The organism is Aliiroseovarius sp. YM-037, assembly GCF_048060095.1.
Lineage (GTDB): Bacteria > Pseudomonadota > Alphaproteobacteria > Rhodobacterales > Rhodobacteraceae > JBLUOA01.
This window is the reverse complement of sequence record NZ_JBLUOA010000001.1, coordinates 796,965-812,838: the sequence shown is the minus strand read 5'-3', so window position 1 is coordinate 812,838 and position 15,874 is coordinate 796,965. Positions and strand designations below refer to the sequence as shown.

Below are 15,874 nucleotides of genomic sequence, written 5' to 3'. Positions count from 1 at the left end.
CACGTCAGACTTGGTCATCTGGGCTATCATTACCGAGCGAGGGCGCAGGCACAAGCGCGCTGTTTTCCCGCGGTTGAACAAGGAAGATCCCGATCAGCATTAGCCCCATCGCGACCCAGACAAAGCCGGAATATGCCTCGCCCAGCAGCGCCATCGCCCATAGAACGCCGAACCCCGTAACGAGATAGGACACCTGAACGGCAAAGCTGGGACCGGCCCGACCGACGAGCCAAACATAGCTGGAATAAACACCTGCATGTATGACCGAAGACGCCAGCAAAGCCCCATCCGCCGCGCCCCAAGGCGGCAAGGGCGATATCCACTGCCCACTAAAGACGGCAAGTGGAAGCGAGATGATCATACCGATGATCGATCCGCCGCAAAGGGTCTGGATCGGGTCGAGACCTTCCGTTCCCCAACGGGCGACGTAATTCCCCTCACACGCGTAGCACACCGGGGCAAGCAGCGCGATGAGCACCCAGATGGCAAGGTCCGGCTCAGGCAAACTCGCGTCTGGCACGGTCAGAAGCAGGACTCCGACGAGGCCAGTCAGCAACCCGAGCAACCGAAACCAACTGAACCGGTCGTTGCCGAGCATCAACGCAACGGGAAACGCGATCATCGGAACGAGCGAGAGCAGGATCGAAACTACCCCTGACGGCAAATGAAAGATCGCACGATAGGATGCAGCGCCCGGCAGCACCGTGCCGATCAAGGCGATGATGGTGTAGAGTTTTATATGCCGTGCCGTCATCGGCAACGCCCGCCCGCGCAGTAGAACGATCACGCCCAGCACCACCGCGACGATGACCATCTGCCAGAAAATCAGGCCGAGCGGTTGATACCCGCCTGACACCGCGATTTTCGCAAGAGGTTGCGTGATCCCCCAACCCGCGCCCAGAACGATCAGGATCAGGACGAGCCCGGGCGTACCCCTCATGGAGTGGCCGCCTCTAGCCGTCCGCCGACGCGGATCATCTTGGTTTTCGTGGTGAGCCCGGTTCGGTCGTCCGTTTCAACGTAGAGGCCGGACAGCGTCGCCTCTCCGGTCGCCGGGGTGAAACGGCCCTTGCCCATGCCTGTCACGAAGCGGCGCATCGGTTCGGCCTTCTCCATCCCGATAACCGAATTATAGTCGCCGCACATGCCTGCATCCGATTGAAACGCGGTGCCGCCCGACAAAATCTGGGCATCCGCCGTTGGAATATGCGTGTGCGTTCCGACAACGGCGCTGGCGCGGCCGTCGCACCAGTGGCCCATGCCCATCTTTTCGGACGTTGCCTCGCAATGCATGTCGACCAGAATGGCATGCGCGACGCCGCCGAGCGGGTGTTTCTTCAGCTCCGCCTCGACGGCCGAAAACGGATCGGCGAACGCGCGTTTCATGAAGACTTGGCCGAGCACCTGCACGACCAACAATTTGCGGCCCCGTCCGGCATCGATCAGCCGCGCACCCTTGCCCGGCGCGCCCTTGGCAAAGTTGAGCGGACGAATAATGCGCGGTTCCTGCTCAATAAAGCTGAGCATGTCGCGCTGATCGAACGCATGATCGCCAAGGGTCAGCACATCCGCCCCAGCATCGAGCAGAGTTTTTGCGTGCGCCGGTGACAACCCCGCGCCCGAGGTCGCGTTTTCAGCGTTGACAACAACGACATCAAGCCGCCAATCCTCTCGCAAGGACTTCAGACGCTCTACAATCGCGCTGCGGCCTGCGCGACCAACGACATCACCAAGGAACAGTATTTTCATGGCAAAAGGGGTAGGCCCGATACCGCCCGCGCGCAATGAGATTTCTTGCCTGCGGCGCGAGTATTTTTGGCAGGATGAAGCTCAGAAGCTAAGCGTGCCTTGTTCCGTCACGATGTAGTCGAGCTTTTGATCGGTCGGCTCGGTCGGCAAATCGTCAACCTCCTGAGCGCTGTAGGCAAAGCCGATTGCGATGGTTCGGCGGATCGCACGCAGGCGTTCAAGGGTTCGATCATAAAACCCGCCGCCATAGCCGAGACGGTTGCCCGCCCGGTCGAAGGCAAGGAGCGGCACAATAAGCACTTCGGGTTCGTAGTAGTCTGCCACGGCGGGGATGCGGGCACCAAAGGGGCCATCAACCATCTCGCTTTCTGGCGTCCAGCGGCTGAAGCGAAGCGGTTGGCCCTCGCCCTCAATCACCGGAACGGTGACGAAGCCCGTTTCCGCCATCTGCGCCATCACCGGGCGCGGGTCGATCTCGGTGCGGATCGGCATGTAACCAGAAAGCGTGCGACCGGCGTAAGGCTCTAACAGTTCAAGCAGTCGTGCGGCGCCCAGGGCATCGTGACCCGCCTCATGTGCCGTTTTTCGGCGGGCGAACGCAGCTTTGCGCGCCTCGGCTTTCACTTCGTTCAGATCAATCAAAACAGCATCCATCCTGCAAGGCCGAGAAACGCGAAGAAGCCGACAACGTCGGTCACGGTCGTCACGAATGCGCCGGACGCCAAGGCGGGGTCGATTTTGAGCCGTTCAAGCGTTACTGGAATCAAGATCCCGGCAAGCCCGGCGATGACCAGGTTGATGACCATCGCTGCCGCGATCACACCGCCCAGCACCGCGCTGCCGAACCAGAGGTATCCGACCGCCCCCATCACCACGGCGAAGATCAACCCGTTGACGAGTCCGACCATGCACTCCCGCCGGATCACCCGCCAGACGTTAGAGCCCGTAAGGTCTTTGGTCGCAATCGCACGCACCGCAACGGTCAGCGCCTGCGTGCCCGCGTTGCCGCCCATGGACGCCACAATCGGCATCAAAACGGCGAGTGCGACGAACTGGGAAATCGTGTCTTCGAACTGTGCGATAACCATCGACGCGAGGATGGCGGTGATCAGGTTTACGAAAAGCCACGGGAACCGGCGTTTCGTGGTTTCGATAACCCGGTCGGACAGGCTGCTTTCCTCGCCGACACCGGCGAGGCGCAGGATGTCTTCTTCGTTCTCCTCATCCAGAACGATCATCGCGTCGTCGATGGTGATGACGCCGACCAGCCTGTCATCCTCATCGACCACCGGCGCGGAAATCAGGTGGTATTGGTTGAAGGCATAGGCGACATCTTCTTCCGGTTGGGTGACGCGGAAGATGCGAAAGCTGTCTTCGGTGATCGTATTGAGCGGCGTCATCCGTGGCGCGCCGAGCAGCTTGCCAAGCGTCACATAGCCAACTGGCTTCAGGCGCGGGTCGGTCAGGATCACGTGATAGAACTGTTCCGGCAGGTCGTCTTGCGAGCGGAGGTAGTCGATGGTTTCGCCAACGGTCCAGTGCTCCGGCGCCATCACGATCTCGCGCTGCATCAAGCGGCCGGCGGACTCCTCGGGGTAGGACAGCGCCTGTTCGACGGCGACCCGGTCGGCACTTTCAAGCGCGCCAAGAATCGTCTCCATCTGGTCGTCTTCGAGGTCTTCGACCAGATCGACGACATCATCGGTTTCAAGATCCCGGACCGCGTCCGACAAGATTTCGGGCGGCAGGAACTCAATCACCTCTTCGCGCAGGGAGTCGTCGAGTTCGGACAGCACGTCGCCATCAAACAGGCCCGCGCCAAGCAGCAGCATCTCGCGCCGGTCGCCGCTATCGACCTGTTCCAGAAGGTCGGCGATGTCAGCGGCGTGGAGCGGTTCAAGGATTTCGGTCAGACGGGCGCTGTCACCAGACGCCAAGGCCAATCGGACGGCCGGGACCAAACCTCGATCAAGCGAAAAATCTTCGTCTTCGCGCTCTTCGATATCGAGGTCTTCGTCGCTCATGCCCGCCCCTTTCCCGTTGGCCAAACCTTAGCCAAAGGAATGGCGAAGCAACAGGGCCAATTCAGGGAATTTACGCCCGCCGCGCTACACCGTATCGTGGCCGCTGGAAGGAGCGACTTGCCAATGACATCAACGACGGTTTTGCTGGGGCAAACCCTGCGGTTCGCCGATGACCCGTTCCACGCTCCGATTGAGGATGCCGCCATCTGGGAACGGCGCGGGGCGGTCGTGATCGCGGATGGTATCATTCAAGACGTGGGTGGGGCCGATACGCTTGGCGCTGCCTATCCCGACGCGGATGTCGTCGATCACGGCAATGCGCTGATCACCGCGGGTTTCGTTGACGCGCACGCCCACTATCCCCAGACGGGCATCATCGCAAGCTGGGGAAAGCGACTGATCGACTGGCTAAACACCTATACGTTCCCGGAAGAGACCCGCTTTGGCGACGCGGATTACGCGAAAGACGTGGCTGCGCGATACCTTGATCTGACCCGCGCGAACGGCACGACGACGATGGCGAGCTTTTGCACCATCCATCCCGAAAGCGTCGATGCGCTGTTTGAGGCGGCGGAAGGGCGCAATCAACGCGTCGTCGCTGGCAAGACCTGTATGGACCGCAACGCGCCGGACGGTCTTCGCGACACGGCGCAAGGCGCCTATGACGACAGCAAGCGTCTGCTTGAAAAGTGGCATGGGCGAGGGCGGGGTGTTTACGCCATTACGCCGCGGTTTTCGCCAACCTCGACACCCGACCAGCTTGCGGCGCTTGGTACGCTTTGGGGCGAGCATCCCGATTGCCTGATGCAAACGCATCTGAGCGAGCAGACCGATGAAATCGCGTGGGTGGCAGAGCTTTATCCCGATGCGCGCGACTACCTCGACACGTATGAGGCGCACGGCCTGCTCGGCCCCGGCGGGATGTATGGCCACGCGATCCACTTGACTGCCCGAGAGCGCGCGCGATTGCGAGAGGTTGATGCGGCCCTTGTCCACTGCCCGACCTCGAACACCTTCATCGGGTCCGGTCTGTTCGACATGGCGGGCTTGATGGGTGAAGGACAGCGGATCGGGCTAGCGACCGATACCGGTGGCGGGTCGTCCTTTTCGATGCTGCGGACGATGGCGGCGGCTTATGAGATCGCGCAGCTTCGCGGGACCGCCTTGCATCCGGCGCAGCTATATTGGCTGGCGACCGTTGGGTCGGCCCGCGCACTTCGGCTGGACGACAAGATCGGCAATCTCGCGAAAGGGATGGAGGCGGATATCGTCGTGCTTGATCTGTCGTCGACCGCTGTGATTGCGCAGCGGGCGGATCGGGCCGAGACGGAATGGGAGGCGTTGTTCCCAACGCTTATGATGGGCGATGACCGCGCGGTTGTTGAGACGCGCATCGCAGGGGCCGCGGGCTAGCGCGGCCCCGGATCGCCTAATTCAGACGTTCGATTTCAGCAGCCCGGGCGGGCAAAGACCAGAACCCAGTAGCGGCCATCACCGCTATAGCCGACGCCATATTCCCGCACGCGGTGGTGCAGGTTGTTGCGGCGGTGTCCGGCGGAATTCATCCACGCCTGCATCACTTCCTGCGGGCTACGCTGGCCCTTGGCGATGTTTTCGGCGGACAGGCACGGGCGGTAGCCGCGACGCTTGATCCGGCGGCTGATGGTCGAACCATCGGCGCCCGTGTGCGAAAAGTAGTTGCGCCGCGCCATGTCATTCGCGTGCGCCTGCGCAACCGCGCTTAGCGTGTTGCTGTGTGAAATGGCGGGCAAGTTGCGCGCCTGACGTTCGCGGTTCAGCAGCGAACCGACGTTGTGCGCAATCGTGCCAGACGGTGCGGCACGAACCGCAACCCGCTGCACCTGAGCGGAGTTGTCCACAGCGTGAACGGGACCTGCAATCATCAGCAGGACAATCGGAAGAAGAAAGAATCTGTACATTGCAACCTCGATAACTAGGGCAAGTTGACCGAGGCAGCACTAACGGGAGGTTAATCCATTAGCTTGTCGGCCAGTTCTTGCTGACGTTCGGCAGTTTTGTGCAGGTCTATGGTTACAATATGACCGTCTTGGACGACTTTGCGGCCTTCTACGTACAGATTTTTGACCTTCATCGGCCCCGCAAGCAGCAGTGCGGCCTTGTCCCAGTTGCCGGCCGCCTCGGCCCCGCGCATGTCCCACATCGCGATGTCAGCGCGCTTGCCAACAGCGATTTGCCCGCAGTCGTCGCGGCCCAGAACCTCTGCCCCGCCGCGGGTCGCGATCTCAAGCGCCTCGCGGCCGCTCATCGCGTCAGCGCCGTTTTGCACACGTTGAAGCAGCATAGTCATCCGCGCCTCAGCCACCAAATTACCCGTGTCGTTTGACGCCGATCCATCGACACCCAGCGCAACCTTCACCCCCGCATCCCGCATCGCCCGCACCGGCGCGATGCCAGAGCCAAGCCGACAGTTCGAACACGGGCAATGCGCGACCCCGGTCTTGCTCCGGGCGAACAGATCAATCTCCTGCCCATCAAGTTTCACGCAATGGGCGTGCCAGACGTCGTCGCCAGTCCAGCCCAGATCCTCGGCGTATTGTCCCGGTCGACAGCCGAAATTTTCAAGACTATAGGCGATGTCTTCGTCATTCTCGGCCAGATGGGTGTGCAGCATGACTCCCTTATCGCGGGCCAGCAGCGCGGCGTCGCGCATCAGGTCACGACTGACAGAAAACGGCGAACAGGGCGCGATACCGACGCGGACCATCGCGCCTTCGCTTGGATCGTGAAACGCATCAACGACGCGGATGCAGTCGTTCAGAATATCCTCGTCCCTCTCAACCACGCTGTCGGGGGGCAGACCACCCGCGCTTTCACCAATCGACATCGCGCCCCGCGTTGGGTGGAAACGCAGCCCAACCTCGGTCGCCGCATCTATGGTGTCATCAAGGCGGGAGCCGTTGGGGTAGAGGTAAAGATGATCTGACGTCATCGAACACCCCGATAACGCCAATTCCGCGAGGCCAACCTTAGCCGAAACCCGCATCTCCTCCGGCCCGAAGCGCGCCCAGATCGGGTAGAGCGTTTTCAGCCAACCAAACAGCAACGCGTCTTGTGCGCCCGGAACGGCTTTGGTCAGGCTTTGATAGAGGTGGTGATGCGTGTTCACGAGGCCCGGAGTCACAAGGCACCCTGCCCCGTCCACAACCTCACCCGTCGTCGACAGCCCCGTGCCGATCTCGGCGATCACACCGTCTTTCAGCAGGATGTCGTGGTCCGCTAGTTCCCGGCGTTTGTCGTCCATCGTCAGAACAACGTCAGCATTTTTGATGAGAGTTTCCGTCATAGTCAGTCCTTTCCACACAATTGCGCCCCTTTCGGCGCCGCGCTGGCGCATGTGTGGCTCTGCCGACAGAAAGGGGAGGAAGGACTCGGCAGACTTAAGCGTTATAGCCGACCAATTCGCCGCACGCTAGAAATTCGACAGGATCTTCAGCGCCGCTTCGTGTTGCGCCACCCCTGCGGCGGCAAGCGCGCGCCCACCCTGATGGGCCGGTCCACCTTTCCAGTCGGTGACGATACCGCCTGCGGCTTCAATCACGGCAATGGGCGCCTGAATGTCATAGGAGTTCAGGCCAGCCTCCACCACAAGATCAATTTGCCCGGCGGCGAGCAACGCGTAGGCATAGCAATCCATCCCGTAGCGGGTCAGCTTGACCTCTGCCGTCACAGCCTCAAACCCCGCGCGGTCGTCGGGTGTTCCGACTTCGGGAAAGGTCGTGAACAGTGTCGCATCGGCCAGCGGGCGCGAGCCAAGCGTGGCAAGAGCCGACGTGCCGTGCGGGCCGACAACCTCGGCCTCACCCAGACCACCGATAAAGCGCTCACCAATATAGGGCTGGTCGACCACGCCCAAAATCGGGCCATCGGCGTCGCCAACAGCGATCAGAACACCCCAAGTCGGCGTTCCGCTGATATACCCGCGCGTGCCGTCGATCGGGTCCAACACCCAGGTCAGACCGCTTGTGCCGGGGGTCGCGCCGAATTCCTCACCCAGAATACCGTCATCGGGGCGATGTTCGGCCAAGGCAGCCCGCATCGCATGTTCCGCATCCCGATCCGCGATTGTGACGGGGTCAAACCCATCGGCAAGCTTGTTGTCAGAACTTAGATCATGCGTCCGAAAATGGCGCAGCGTGACGGCGCGTGCGGCATCCGCCAGCACATGCGCCGTCGCGATCAACGATTGTGAATCGTGTTGAAGTTGTCTGTTCATTCCTGCTTCCTGCGGGCGGGCGCATCTCGCTGCCGTAGCGCGCAGGGTGTCAGGGCGTCAAGGGCTCTCGCCGTTCTTTCAGGCAGCGTCACTTAGGACGCGAGCAAGTTCGAACAGACGTTTGCGCTGGTTTTCCGGGATCGCATAGTAGGACCGGATCAGTTCAAGCGCTTCCTTATCGGCCAGCAGATCGTCGGGCATCCCTGTCGTGCTTTGCGCAGGCGCCTTGTCATCATCAGCCAGACCTTCAAAGAAATAGGCGACCGGAACTTCCAGCGCTTCGGAGATATCCCAAAGTCGCGAAGCGCTGATGCGGTTCATGCCCGTTTCGTATTTTTGAATCTGCTGAAACTTGATGCCGACCTGCTCGGCCAACTGCTGCTGGGTCATCCCCACCATCCAACGCCTGTGGCGCACGCGTTTTCCGACGTGCACGTCTACTGGATGCTTCATCTCATACCTCCGATTTAATCATACTACCTGCATATAAAAGCAATAATCGTGCCAACTGAATGGAATTTGTGAAAATATACGGTTTCGTCAAAAAAGAGAGCGAATTGCGCCGAACGACACCTGCGGGCGAAGGCATACCACCCCTACCCCATCAGAGGAAGGACATACCTGACGCTCCCCCGATACGTGTTTTGCATATTGCATCGCATTTTGCAAAAGTTAACCTCTCAAGATTGTCGCATTTTGCAAATTGCAGCCGGAAAGCTGAGCGCGTAGGGCTTTTCCAACGCTCACAAAGCAACGCGAAGGCCGCTACGAATGCACGCATATCAAGTCACGAAAGCAGACCATCCCGCCGAACTGGTTGAGATTGACCGCCCAGAACCGGGCGCCGGTGAGGTTCTGATCCGCATCGCGGCCTGTGGGCTGAATTTTGCCGACCTTCTGATGATAAAAGGCAGCTATCAGGAAACGCCCACCCCTCCATTCACGCTTGGCATGGAACTCGCGGGCGTGGTCGAGGCTGTCGGGGCAGATGTCGATCCGGCAAAAATCGGCACCCGCGTCGCAGTTTTTTCCGGCGGTGGGGGCCTCGCGGAATACGGTGTCTTTCGCGCCGATCAATGTGTGCCCCTCCCCGATGCGATGTCGTTTGAGGATGCCGCCGCGTTCCAGATCGCCTACGGCACCTCGCATCTTGCGCTTGCGCGGCGGGCGCAGTTGCAGGCGGGTGAAACGCTGCTTGTCCTTGGCGCGGCGGGCGGCGTCGGCCTGACCGCCGTTGAAATCGGCAAGCAGATGGGCGCGACGGTGATCGCTGTGGCGCGGGGTAAGGACAAGCTGGCCGTTGCGAAATCTGCTGGTGCAGATCACCTGATTGATAGCGAAACGGATGACCTACGCGAAGCGGTGCGTGCCTTGGGTGGCGCGGATGTCGTCTATGATCCGGTCGGCGGGCCGCTTTTCACCGAAGCGTTCCGGGCCTGCAAGCCCGAGGCGCGGATGCTCGTCATCGGATTTGCCAGCGGTGACATACCGTCAATCCCGGCCAATCATTTGCTGGTCAAGAACGTTTCCCTCTTCGGGTTTTATTGGGGGGGCTACCTCAAGTTCAATCCGGGTGCCCTGACCGACAGCCTTGCCACGCTGTTTGGCTGGTATGCCAATGGCGCGCTCAAGCCGCATGTCAGCCACGTTCTGCCGCTGGATCAGGCCAGCGCCGCGCTTGAGCTTTTGCGCAGCCGCCGTTCGACCGGGAAAGTCGTCGTGACACCCCGCAAGCAGCAATAGCCATCGCGGATGAACCCGACCAGATCCTGTGCTGCCTGCCCCATTGCCAGATCTGACACGTAGATATTGACCTGTTTACTGGTCAAATCCGGCAAGGTGCAGCCATGCGGGATCTCTTCAAGATAGGGTGCGGCGACCCCCTCCAGCACTGTCGTCACGGCGAGGTCGGCGCTGACGCTGGCTTCGATCGTGCGGCTGTTTTCGGATTCGACGGCCATTTCCCACGGGATACCGGCCTTGTCCAACGCCTCCTGAACGCCCACGCGAAAAATACAGTTCTGTTCGTAGGCGAGCCTTAAGGGTCGTGATTTCCACGCCGACCCACCCGGCGCGCCGATCCACACGAGCGGCAGTTCGATAAGCGTTTCGCCCCCGGCGTCGCAGTGATCTTCTGTCGTCACAATGATGTCGCAACGCCCCTGCCCGAACAGCTCGCGCAGTTTGCGCGTGTAGGAAGATAAAAGCTGCACCTTCACGCGCGGATACTGCGCGTTGAACCGCTTCAGCACGTCGGGGATCGCCGGATAGACGATATCATGCGGCACGCCCAGCACAATCTCGCCCTCAAACGCGTCGTTGGTCAGGCGTCCGAAGACTTCATCGTTCAACTCAAGCATCCGACGGGCGTAGCCAAGCAACTGCTCCCCCGCTGCGGTCAGCGAAATCTGGCGGGACGAGCGATCCAGCAGCTTGGTGTCCAGCGACTCCTCCAACCGCTTCAACTGCATCGAAACGGCGGATTGCGTCAGATGCAGGAAGCCCGCCGCCTTTGTCACCCCACCCGAATCCGCAACCGCCACAAACGAGCGGAGCGCCGTCATATCCAGATTTCTCGCCACATCACATTCCTTGATGGTTAATCGAATTATCATTCATTTCTAATATGCACGAAAATCGCCTATCTATCAACCATCGTGATTAAACGGCGACCTTACATCAGGAATACGAAAGGATACACCATGTCACATCATGCCCAAACCCAAGCGGTCGGTTGTATCGCTTCGTGCCAACCCCGCCGCCTTGGCCTGCTCGCCCGGATCGGCCACGCATTCGCCCTACGTCGCCAGCGATTGCACCTTGATCGGCTTGACGATGCAGCACTTCGCGATATCGGATTGACCCGTCGCGACGTTGATCGGGAGGTTTCCCGACCGATGTGGGACGCACCGGACCATTGGTTGCGCTAGCCCCGCGGAAATAAAATATACCGATTTTGTCGGAAAACCTTGAAAACAAGGCCGCGTTTGCCGATATTCACTGGTGAAGGCGGCCATTTTCTTGGCGGCCTACCAGACGAACCAATTTGGAGGCCCAAACATGGCAGAATTCCACCAAGTCGACGCACGGGTCGGAACCCGTACCGCCGCAATAGATGAAGGGCTACGCGCCCATATGAACAAGGTGTATAGCACCATGTCCGTTGGCATGTTGCTGACCTTTGCGGTCGCGTGGGCTGTTGGCAGCAACCCTGCCCTGCTCGGAATCTTCCGTGACCCCGCGACCCTTCAGCCGAACATACTCGGCTGGATCGTGATGTTTGCCCCGCTGATCATGGTTTTCGCATTCGGTGCCATGATCAACAAACTGTCCGCCGCTGGCGCGCAGCTATTCTTCTACGCCTTCGCGGCTGTGATGGGTTTGTCGCTCAGCTGGATTTTCGTGGCCTTTACGGGCATGTCGATCGCGCAGGTGTTCCTTGTGACATCCATCGCCTTCGCCGGTCTTAGCCTTTGGGGCTACACCACGAAAAAGGATATCTCCGCTTGGGGATCGTTCCTTATCATGGGTGTGATCGGCCTAATCGTAGCGATGATCGTCAACCTGTTCCTGCAATCGCCAATGATCATGTACGTGATTTCGATCCTTGGTGTGCTGATCTTCGCGGGTCTGACCGCCTATGACACGCAGAAGATCAAGACGACCTACATCCAGCACGCCGCACATGGCGATCAGGAGTGGTTGGGCAAAGCGGCCATCATGGGTGCGCTGAACCTCTACCTCGACTTCATCAACATGTTCATGTTCCTGCTGCAACTGTTCGGCAGCCGCGAATAAAGAACGCGACGAAGAAACACGGAAGGGCCGGTCGTCAATGACCGGCCCTTTTTTTGTGAAAGGACATCGAATGCCCGACGACGCGATCCTGCCGATCACCGCCTGCACTGCGCTACTCGCTGGCGTGCTTTACGTCGCCCTGACATTCTCCGTCATTCTGAAGCGACGCGGTGATGGCGTCGTTCTTGGCGATGGGGGCGACAGGGCGATGCAAAAACGCATCCGGGGCCACGCGAACGCCGCCGAACAGATACCCCTGTTCCTGATCATTCTCGGCCTGGCCGAGATGAACGCCGCGCCCACCATCATGCTGATCGGGCTCGCGCTGACCTTCGGCCTCGGCCGCCTGATGCACGCGTCGTATTTTGGCATTCACGGGCTGCACTGGCGGCTTCGATTCTACGGTATGCTACTGACGATGCTTGCCCAGATCGGCGCGTTACTTGCGCTGGCGCTGGCCCTGCTGACCTAAAGGCGCCGCTCCATCTGAACCGCCGGAAACCGGATACCCGGAGCGAGGCTAAGTTCAACCGCACCAATCGTCTGAAACCCCATCGCGCCATAGAACGGCACCGCCGTCAGCGTGCTGAGACAATCGAGCGTTTCGACCCCCGCCGCGCGGGCGCTGCCAAGAACATGCTCCATCAACGCCCGCCCGATCCCCTGCCGAGTGGCGCGGTGATCGGTCACGACATGCCGGATATGGCCAACACTTGGCCGCCCGCCCCGGCCACCCGGCCCGGTGCGCGTCCAGCCACCTGCGGCCAGAACTTGGCCCGCCTCATCCTCCGCCAGGAAATACGTGCCACACCGCAACAGTCGGGATTGCGCTTTTGAGATCATGGGAAGCGCTGTGACCATCACAGATGGCTTATAATCCGCCTTCAGCAGCACCGGATAGCTGCGGGCCAGCAGCGCGTCGACGGCGCCGAAATCGGCCATCGTCGTCGGGCGGATCGTGAGGGTCTTGCTGTCGGGGCACATGGTCGGCTCCTCTGCGGTTGGGACGCGCAGCGGAGAAAAAGAAAAAGCCGCGCGGGGGTCCGTGCGGCTTGCTCTGTCGGGAATGTCAGGCGATCTTACTTGATCTTGCCTTCCTTATATTCGACATGCTTGCGCACAACGGGGTCGTATTTCTTCACGACCATTTTCTCGGTCATGGTACGAGCGTTCTTTTTGGTCACGTAAAAGTGGCCCGTGCCCGCAGACGAGTTCAGGCGGATCTTGATTGTGGTCGGCTTCGCCATTGGTCTCTCCAGTCGACGGGGCGGCGCAAAACTGCGTTTGACGGCCACCCGTGAAATCCTTGAAGCCCGCCTTTTACGCGCTTGCCGCCCCGAGTCAACCAGAATTCTGGCAGAACGGCGGGTCGTGATGCCTTATCTAGCATAGCGCAGCAGGCCCGCGCCGATCAGCGTCAGAAAGGTCGATGCCACCTTGGCAAGGTCAAGCCGTTCACGCAGGAAAAACACGCCGATCAGCAGGGCGAACACGATGCTGGTTTCACGCAAAGCCGTCACGAGCGCAATCGGCGCTTGGGTGAACGCCCACGTCACGAAGGCATAGGCAAGGAACGACGCCGATCCGCCGATAACGAAAACCCGCCGCCCCTCTGTCGGAACCCGCGCCAGGGTGCCGGGGCTGATCCGCGTGATAAGCGCCGCAAATGCCACCGCATTTCCTAGTGCGAGCCATGCGTAGAACCCAGTCGCTGTGCCCGCCAGCCGCGCGCCCGTCCCATCGACAAGCGAATAGGCCGCGATGAATCCCCCGGTCGCGAGCGCGAACATCGCTGCCCGGCCGTTACGTAGCCCATCACTGCGCTGCACAAGGCCAAGGCTGATGATCCCCGCACCGATCGTCACGATGGCGAGCAGTTCGGTCCCATTGAGATGGACACCCAGAAACACCACCGAAATCGCCGCGACCAGCAGCGGCGCAGACCCCCGCGCGATTGGATACACCTGCGTCAGATCGCCAAGCCGGTAGGCATAGAGTAGAAACAGCTGATACCCGACATGCAGCGCGATCCCGGCGATGAGGTAAGGCAGGCTTTCGAAGGCCGGAAGCGGCATGAAGACCGCAGCAACAACCGCAATCGGCACGTGTCCCAAAACCACCGCCGTCATCGCCAGATGTTTATCCGCCCCGCCCTTTACCAACGCGTTCCACGTCGCGTGAAGCATCGCGGCAAAGATCACGGCGAGGAATACGGTCAGGGACATGGTTCACCTGTTGCTGTGTTGGAATTAGCATAGCGTTAAGCGGCGAAGCGGAAAGGACGCTATGAGGGGAAATCAACCATCATTCATCCGGCCGCGACGGTCTTGGAAAAGATATCCGTGTCGCCCGTCGACAGTTCCGGCTGCAATGCAAAGCCCAGTTTCCGCAAGATGTGCGCCGACGCGCCATTCTCTTTTGTGACGCCGCCTACAAAACATAACGGCGCAGCGTCGCTAGCGGCCTGCAAAACGCCCTCGATCACTTCGGTCGCATACCCGTTTCCCCACGCCTGTTCTGCGAACAGATAACCCATATGAATCGTCGGGACGGCGGCAGATTCGAGTTCTTTGACGAGGATCAGAAGCCCACACAGGTCACCCTTTGGCGTGACACTTACCACGTAAACGTCACTTTCCTCTGCGCGCGCATCGACCCACTCCGATACCGCGGTCGGAGTGTCATCAACCTGCATCGACGGTGGCAGTTCTTTGAGAATTTTGGGGGTAAGCATATTCTCCAATGCCGCAAGAAGGTCGCGCCGTTTCACGTCGTCCTTGAGGCTGGAGGACCAATGGCGCACCGACAGCCTCTCTGTCTCAAAGTCGTTGATCGGCATGCCGCCTGAACTGGGAGCCATTCTAGCCGCCTTTCGGTTGCTGCGATGGCATTGATGATATGAGGTAGCCGCCGAGAGTGCGAGCGGCAACTCCACCCAACATCTGCCAAATTAAAACGCGCGGATGGCCTGTAAGCCGGATTCTGTCCCCGGCGGGTTGCCCCGCCAATGGATGACCATTCCTCTGCGCACGCCGTTGCCGACGTGCTTTAGCTGCCAACCCGGACCTGCTGGGGCAAAGCGGCCCTGCGAGGTTGCCCCCGCGCGCGGTCCCTATTCGGCATTGCTCCCGGTGGGGCTTGCCATGCCCCGACTGTTACCAGCCAGGCGGTGGGCTCTTACCCCACCGTTTCACCCTTGCTGCCGGCGGTTTCGGTTGCCCGACCTGAACGACAGCGGTCTGTTCTCTGTGGCGCTTTCCCTCGGGTTGCCCCGGCCGGGCGTTACCCGGCACCGTTGCTTTATGGAGTCCGGACTTTCCTCACCCCGAAAGGTGCGGCCATCCAGCCATCCGCGCGAAACGGGACTTAGGCGCTTGTCGCCGCCCGGTCAACGGGGAAGCGGCGGGCAAGGTCTGCGATCAGGCGGGTATCCTCGGCCTGAAGCGGGCCGTCGGCCTGTGGCCGGAACCGCAACCGGAAAGCGGCGAGCAGGTCTTCGTCATTGGCTGAGTCCGGGTAGCCGAACGTCGTAGCGCATTGGCGAAACGATGAAGTCGCCGCCGCTGGTTCAGCTTCCGGCCAAACAGAAAGCCCCTTCGCTGCAAGCCGCTGCCAGTCGAACAACGGCCCCGGATCGCGCTTGCGCCCCGGCGCCATGTCGGAATGGCCGATGATACGCTGAGGTGGAATGGACCAACGGGCCACGATGTCGGAGAGCAGCCCCTCCAACACCCGCATCTGCGCGTCTGGAAAGGGATCGGCCCCGGTATTGGCAAGCTCTATCCCGATAGAGCGGGAGTTCACGTCCGTCACGTCCCCCCATGCCCCCGCCCCGGCGTGCCAGGCGCGCATTTCTTCGTCGACCAGCTGAAAAACCTCACCATCCTCGGCGATCAGATAGTGGGCGGAGACTTCGCAGTCAGGATCACACAAACGATCACACGCCGCCGCGCAGCTTTCCATCGCAGTGTAGTGAAGAACGATCAGATCGGGCAGCGCCCCATCGCGCCGAGACCCGAAATTGGGGGACGGGCGCCAGATCACTGTC

At 60.6% G+C, this 15,874-nt stretch carries 19 protein-coding genes and 1 other RNA gene; 5 read left to right on the top strand and 15 right to left on the bottom strand.

The genetic code is table 11. The annotated features are described in order from the left end of the window. Positions 1–4 precede the first annotated feature (4 nt). The 4 genes from ACEWPJ_RS03935 to mgtE form a co-directional block, all read right to left on the bottom strand. Entirely contained in the window at positions 5–940 is a 936-nt protein-coding gene (locus tag ACEWPJ_RS03935; RefSeq protein WP_416511048.1) for a DMT family transporter, read from the bottom strand. Continuing rightward, positions 937–1,749: a TIGR00282 family metallophosphoesterase gene (locus tag ACEWPJ_RS03930; RefSeq protein ID WP_416511047.1), complete on the bottom strand. Its 813-nt coding sequence runs from the start codon at positions 1,747–1,749 to the stop codon at positions 937–939. Before ACEWPJ_RS03930 ends, ACEWPJ_RS03935 begins: the two co-directional genes overlap by 4 nt. An 81-nt stretch (positions 1,750–1,830) precedes the next feature. After that, the gene (locus ACEWPJ_RS03925; protein ID WP_416511046.1) at positions 1,831–2,391 is read right to left on the bottom strand and encodes a 5-formyltetrahydrofolate cyclo-ligase; all 561 of its coding nucleotides are present in this window, start codon (positions 2,389–2,391) and stop codon (positions 1,831–1,833) included. Then, positions 2,388–3,773, bottom strand: a complete 1,386-nt coding sequence (mgtE, locus tag ACEWPJ_RS03920; protein ID WP_416511044.1) for a magnesium transporter — start codon at positions 3,771–3,773, stop codon at positions 2,388–2,390. Before mgtE ends, ACEWPJ_RS03925 begins: the two co-directional genes overlap by 4 nt. A gap of 123 nt (positions 3,774–3,896) precedes the next feature. Between mgtE and guaD the strand changes: the two genes are divergently transcribed. Further along, positions 3,897–5,186, top strand: a complete 1,290-nt coding sequence (guaD, locus tag ACEWPJ_RS03915; protein WP_416511043.1) for a guanine deaminase — start codon at positions 3,897–3,899, stop codon at positions 5,184–5,186. A 35-nt stretch (positions 5,187–5,221) separates the two neighbouring features. Here guaD and ACEWPJ_RS03910 read toward each other — a convergent pair whose 3' ends face one another. The 4 genes from ACEWPJ_RS03910 to ACEWPJ_RS03895 form a co-directional block, all read right to left on the bottom strand. Then, positions 5,222–5,713 carry a CAP domain-containing protein gene (locus tag ACEWPJ_RS03910; protein WP_416511041.1) on the bottom strand — a complete coding sequence of 164 codons (492 nt, stop codon included), beginning with the start codon at positions 5,711–5,713 and terminating at the stop codon, positions 5,222–5,224. Between the two features lie 50 nt (positions 5,714–5,763). Next, on the bottom strand, positions 5,764–7,098 hold the full coding sequence (locus ACEWPJ_RS03905; RefSeq protein ID WP_416511039.1) for an 8-oxoguanine deaminase: 1,335 nt from the start codon (positions 7,096–7,098) through the stop codon (positions 5,764–5,766). A gap of 126 nt (positions 7,099–7,224) precedes the next feature. Further along, positions 7,225–8,028: an inositol monophosphatase family protein gene (locus tag ACEWPJ_RS03900; RefSeq protein WP_416511038.1), complete on the bottom strand. Its 804-nt coding sequence runs from the start codon at positions 8,026–8,028 to the stop codon at positions 7,225–7,227. 78 nt (positions 8,029–8,106) lie between these two features. Further along, the gene (locus tag ACEWPJ_RS03895; RefSeq protein ID WP_416511037.1) at positions 8,107–8,481 is read right to left on the bottom strand and encodes a helix-turn-helix domain-containing protein; all 375 of its coding nucleotides are present in this window, start codon (positions 8,479–8,481) and stop codon (positions 8,107–8,109) included. A 318-nt stretch (positions 8,482–8,799) separates the two neighbouring features. On the opposite strand from ACEWPJ_RS03895, the gene ACEWPJ_RS03890 reads away from it, so the two are divergent. Continuing rightward, positions 8,800–9,771, top strand: a complete 972-nt coding sequence (locus ACEWPJ_RS03890) for an NADPH:quinone oxidoreductase family protein (protein ID WP_416511035.1) — start codon at positions 8,800–8,802, stop codon at positions 9,769–9,771. On the opposite strand, the gene ACEWPJ_RS03885 is transcribed toward ACEWPJ_RS03890, so the two are convergent. Further along, positions 9,690–10,610: a LysR family transcriptional regulator gene (locus tag ACEWPJ_RS03885; protein ID WP_416511034.1), complete on the bottom strand. Its 921-nt coding sequence runs from the start codon at positions 10,608–10,610 to the stop codon at positions 9,690–9,692. The genes ACEWPJ_RS03890 and ACEWPJ_RS03885 overlap by 82 nt on opposite strands. A 120-nt stretch (positions 10,611–10,730) precedes the next feature. Between ACEWPJ_RS03885 and ACEWPJ_RS03880 the strand changes: the two genes are divergently transcribed. From ACEWPJ_RS03880 to ACEWPJ_RS03870, 3 genes are all read left to right on the top strand, one after another. Continuing rightward, positions 10,731–10,958 carry a DUF1127 domain-containing protein gene (locus ACEWPJ_RS03880; protein WP_416511032.1) on the top strand — a complete coding sequence of 76 codons (228 nt, stop codon included), beginning with the start codon at positions 10,731–10,733 and terminating at the stop codon, positions 10,956–10,958. A 130-nt stretch (positions 10,959–11,088) separates the two neighbouring features. Further along, on the top strand, positions 11,089–11,826 hold the full coding sequence (locus tag ACEWPJ_RS03875; protein WP_416511030.1) for a Bax inhibitor-1 family protein: 738 nt from the start codon (positions 11,089–11,091) through the stop codon (positions 11,824–11,826). Between the two features lie 70 nt (positions 11,827–11,896). Next, positions 11,897–12,298: an MAPEG family protein gene (locus ACEWPJ_RS03870; protein WP_416511028.1), complete on the top strand. Its 402-nt coding sequence runs from the start codon at positions 11,897–11,899 to the stop codon at positions 12,296–12,298. Here ACEWPJ_RS03870 and ACEWPJ_RS03865 read toward each other — a convergent pair. The 6 genes from ACEWPJ_RS03865 to ACEWPJ_RS03840 form a co-directional block, all read right to left on the bottom strand. Further along, positions 12,295–12,810 (bottom strand): GNAT family N-acetyltransferase, encoded by a 516-nt coding sequence (locus ACEWPJ_RS03865; RefSeq protein WP_416511026.1) that lies wholly within the window; start codon positions 12,808–12,810, stop codon positions 12,295–12,297. The two genes, ACEWPJ_RS03870 and ACEWPJ_RS03865, sit on opposite strands and share 4 nt — an antisense overlap. A 95-nt stretch (positions 12,811–12,905) precedes the next feature. Beyond that, positions 12,906–13,073 (bottom strand): 50S ribosomal protein L33, encoded by a 168-nt coding sequence (rpmG, locus tag ACEWPJ_RS03860; RefSeq protein ID WP_055082637.1) that lies wholly within the window; start codon positions 13,071–13,073, stop codon positions 12,906–12,908. 132 nt (positions 13,074–13,205) lie between these two features. After that, on the bottom strand, positions 13,206–14,051 hold the full coding sequence (locus ACEWPJ_RS03855) for an EamA family transporter (protein WP_416511024.1): 846 nt from the start codon (positions 14,049–14,051) through the stop codon (positions 13,206–13,208). An 83-nt stretch (positions 14,052–14,134) separates the two neighbouring features. After that, the gene (locus tag ACEWPJ_RS03850; protein ID WP_416511022.1) at positions 14,135–14,686 is read right to left on the bottom strand and encodes a GNAT family N-acetyltransferase; all 552 of its coding nucleotides are present in this window, start codon (positions 14,684–14,686) and stop codon (positions 14,135–14,137) included. A 95-nt stretch (positions 14,687–14,781) separates the two neighbouring features. Further along, positions 14,782–15,180: RNase P RNA component class A (gene rnpB / locus ACEWPJ_RS03845), an RNA gene on the bottom strand. A gap of 12 nt (positions 15,181–15,192) precedes the next feature. Further along, positions 15,193–15,870 (bottom strand): N-acetylmuramoyl-L-alanine amidase, encoded by a 678-nt coding sequence (locus tag ACEWPJ_RS03840; protein WP_416511021.1) that lies wholly within the window; start codon positions 15,868–15,870, stop codon positions 15,193–15,195. Positions 15,871–15,874 lie beyond the last annotated feature (4 nt).

Coding starts and splice junctions, on each gene's coding strand:
- ACEWPJ_RS03935 (WP_416511048.1), bottom strand. CDS start 940: ATGAGGGGTACGCCCGGGCTCGTCCTGATCCTGATCGTTCTGGGCGCG.
- ACEWPJ_RS03850 (WP_416511022.1), bottom strand. CDS start 14,686: ATGGCTCCCAGTTCAGGCGGCATGCCGATCAACGACTTTGAGACAGAG.
- ACEWPJ_RS03900 (WP_416511038.1), bottom strand. CDS start 8,028: ATGAACAGACAACTTCAACACGATTCACAATCGTTGATCGCGACGGCG.
- ACEWPJ_RS03890 (WP_416511035.1), top strand. CDS start 8,800: ATGCACGCATATCAAGTCACGAAAGCAGACCATCCCGCCGAACTGGTT.
- ACEWPJ_RS03905 (WP_416511039.1), bottom strand. CDS start 7,098: ATGACGGAAACTCTCATCAAAAATGCTGACGTTGTTCTGACGATGGAC.
- rpmG (WP_055082637.1), bottom strand. CDS start 13,073: ATGGCGAAGCCGACCACAATCAAGATCCGCCTGAACTCGTCTGCGGGC.
- ACEWPJ_RS03870 (WP_416511028.1), top strand. CDS start 11,897: ATGCCCGACGACGCGATCCTGCCGATCACCGCCTGCACTGCGCTACTC.
- ACEWPJ_RS03865 (WP_416511026.1), bottom strand. CDS start 12,810: ATGTGCCCCGACAGCAAGACCCTCACGATCCGCCCGACGACGATGGCC.
- ACEWPJ_RS03930 (WP_416511047.1), bottom strand. CDS start 1,749: ATGAAAATACTGTTCCTTGGTGATGTCGTTGGTCGCGCAGGCCGCAGC.
- guaD (WP_416511043.1), top strand. CDS start 3,897: ATGACATCAACGACGGTTTTGCTGGGGCAAACCCTGCGGTTCGCCGAT.
- ACEWPJ_RS03910 (WP_416511041.1), bottom strand. CDS start 5,713: ATGTACAGATTCTTTCTTCTTCCGATTGTCCTGCTGATGATTGCAGGT.
- ACEWPJ_RS03895 (WP_416511037.1), bottom strand. CDS start 8,481: ATGAAGCATCCAGTAGACGTGCACGTCGGAAAACGCGTGCGCCACAGG.
- ACEWPJ_RS03880 (WP_416511032.1), top strand. CDS start 10,731: ATGTCACATCATGCCCAAACCCAAGCGGTCGGTTGTATCGCTTCGTGC.
- ACEWPJ_RS03855 (WP_416511024.1), bottom strand. CDS start 14,051: ATGTCCCTGACCGTATTCCTCGCCGTGATCTTTGCCGCGATGCTTCAC.
- mgtE (WP_416511044.1), bottom strand. CDS start 3,773: ATGAGCGACGAAGACCTCGATATCGAAGAGCGCGAAGACGAAGATTTT.
- ACEWPJ_RS03875 (WP_416511030.1), top strand. CDS start 11,089: ATGGCAGAATTCCACCAAGTCGACGCACGGGTCGGAACCCGTACCGCC.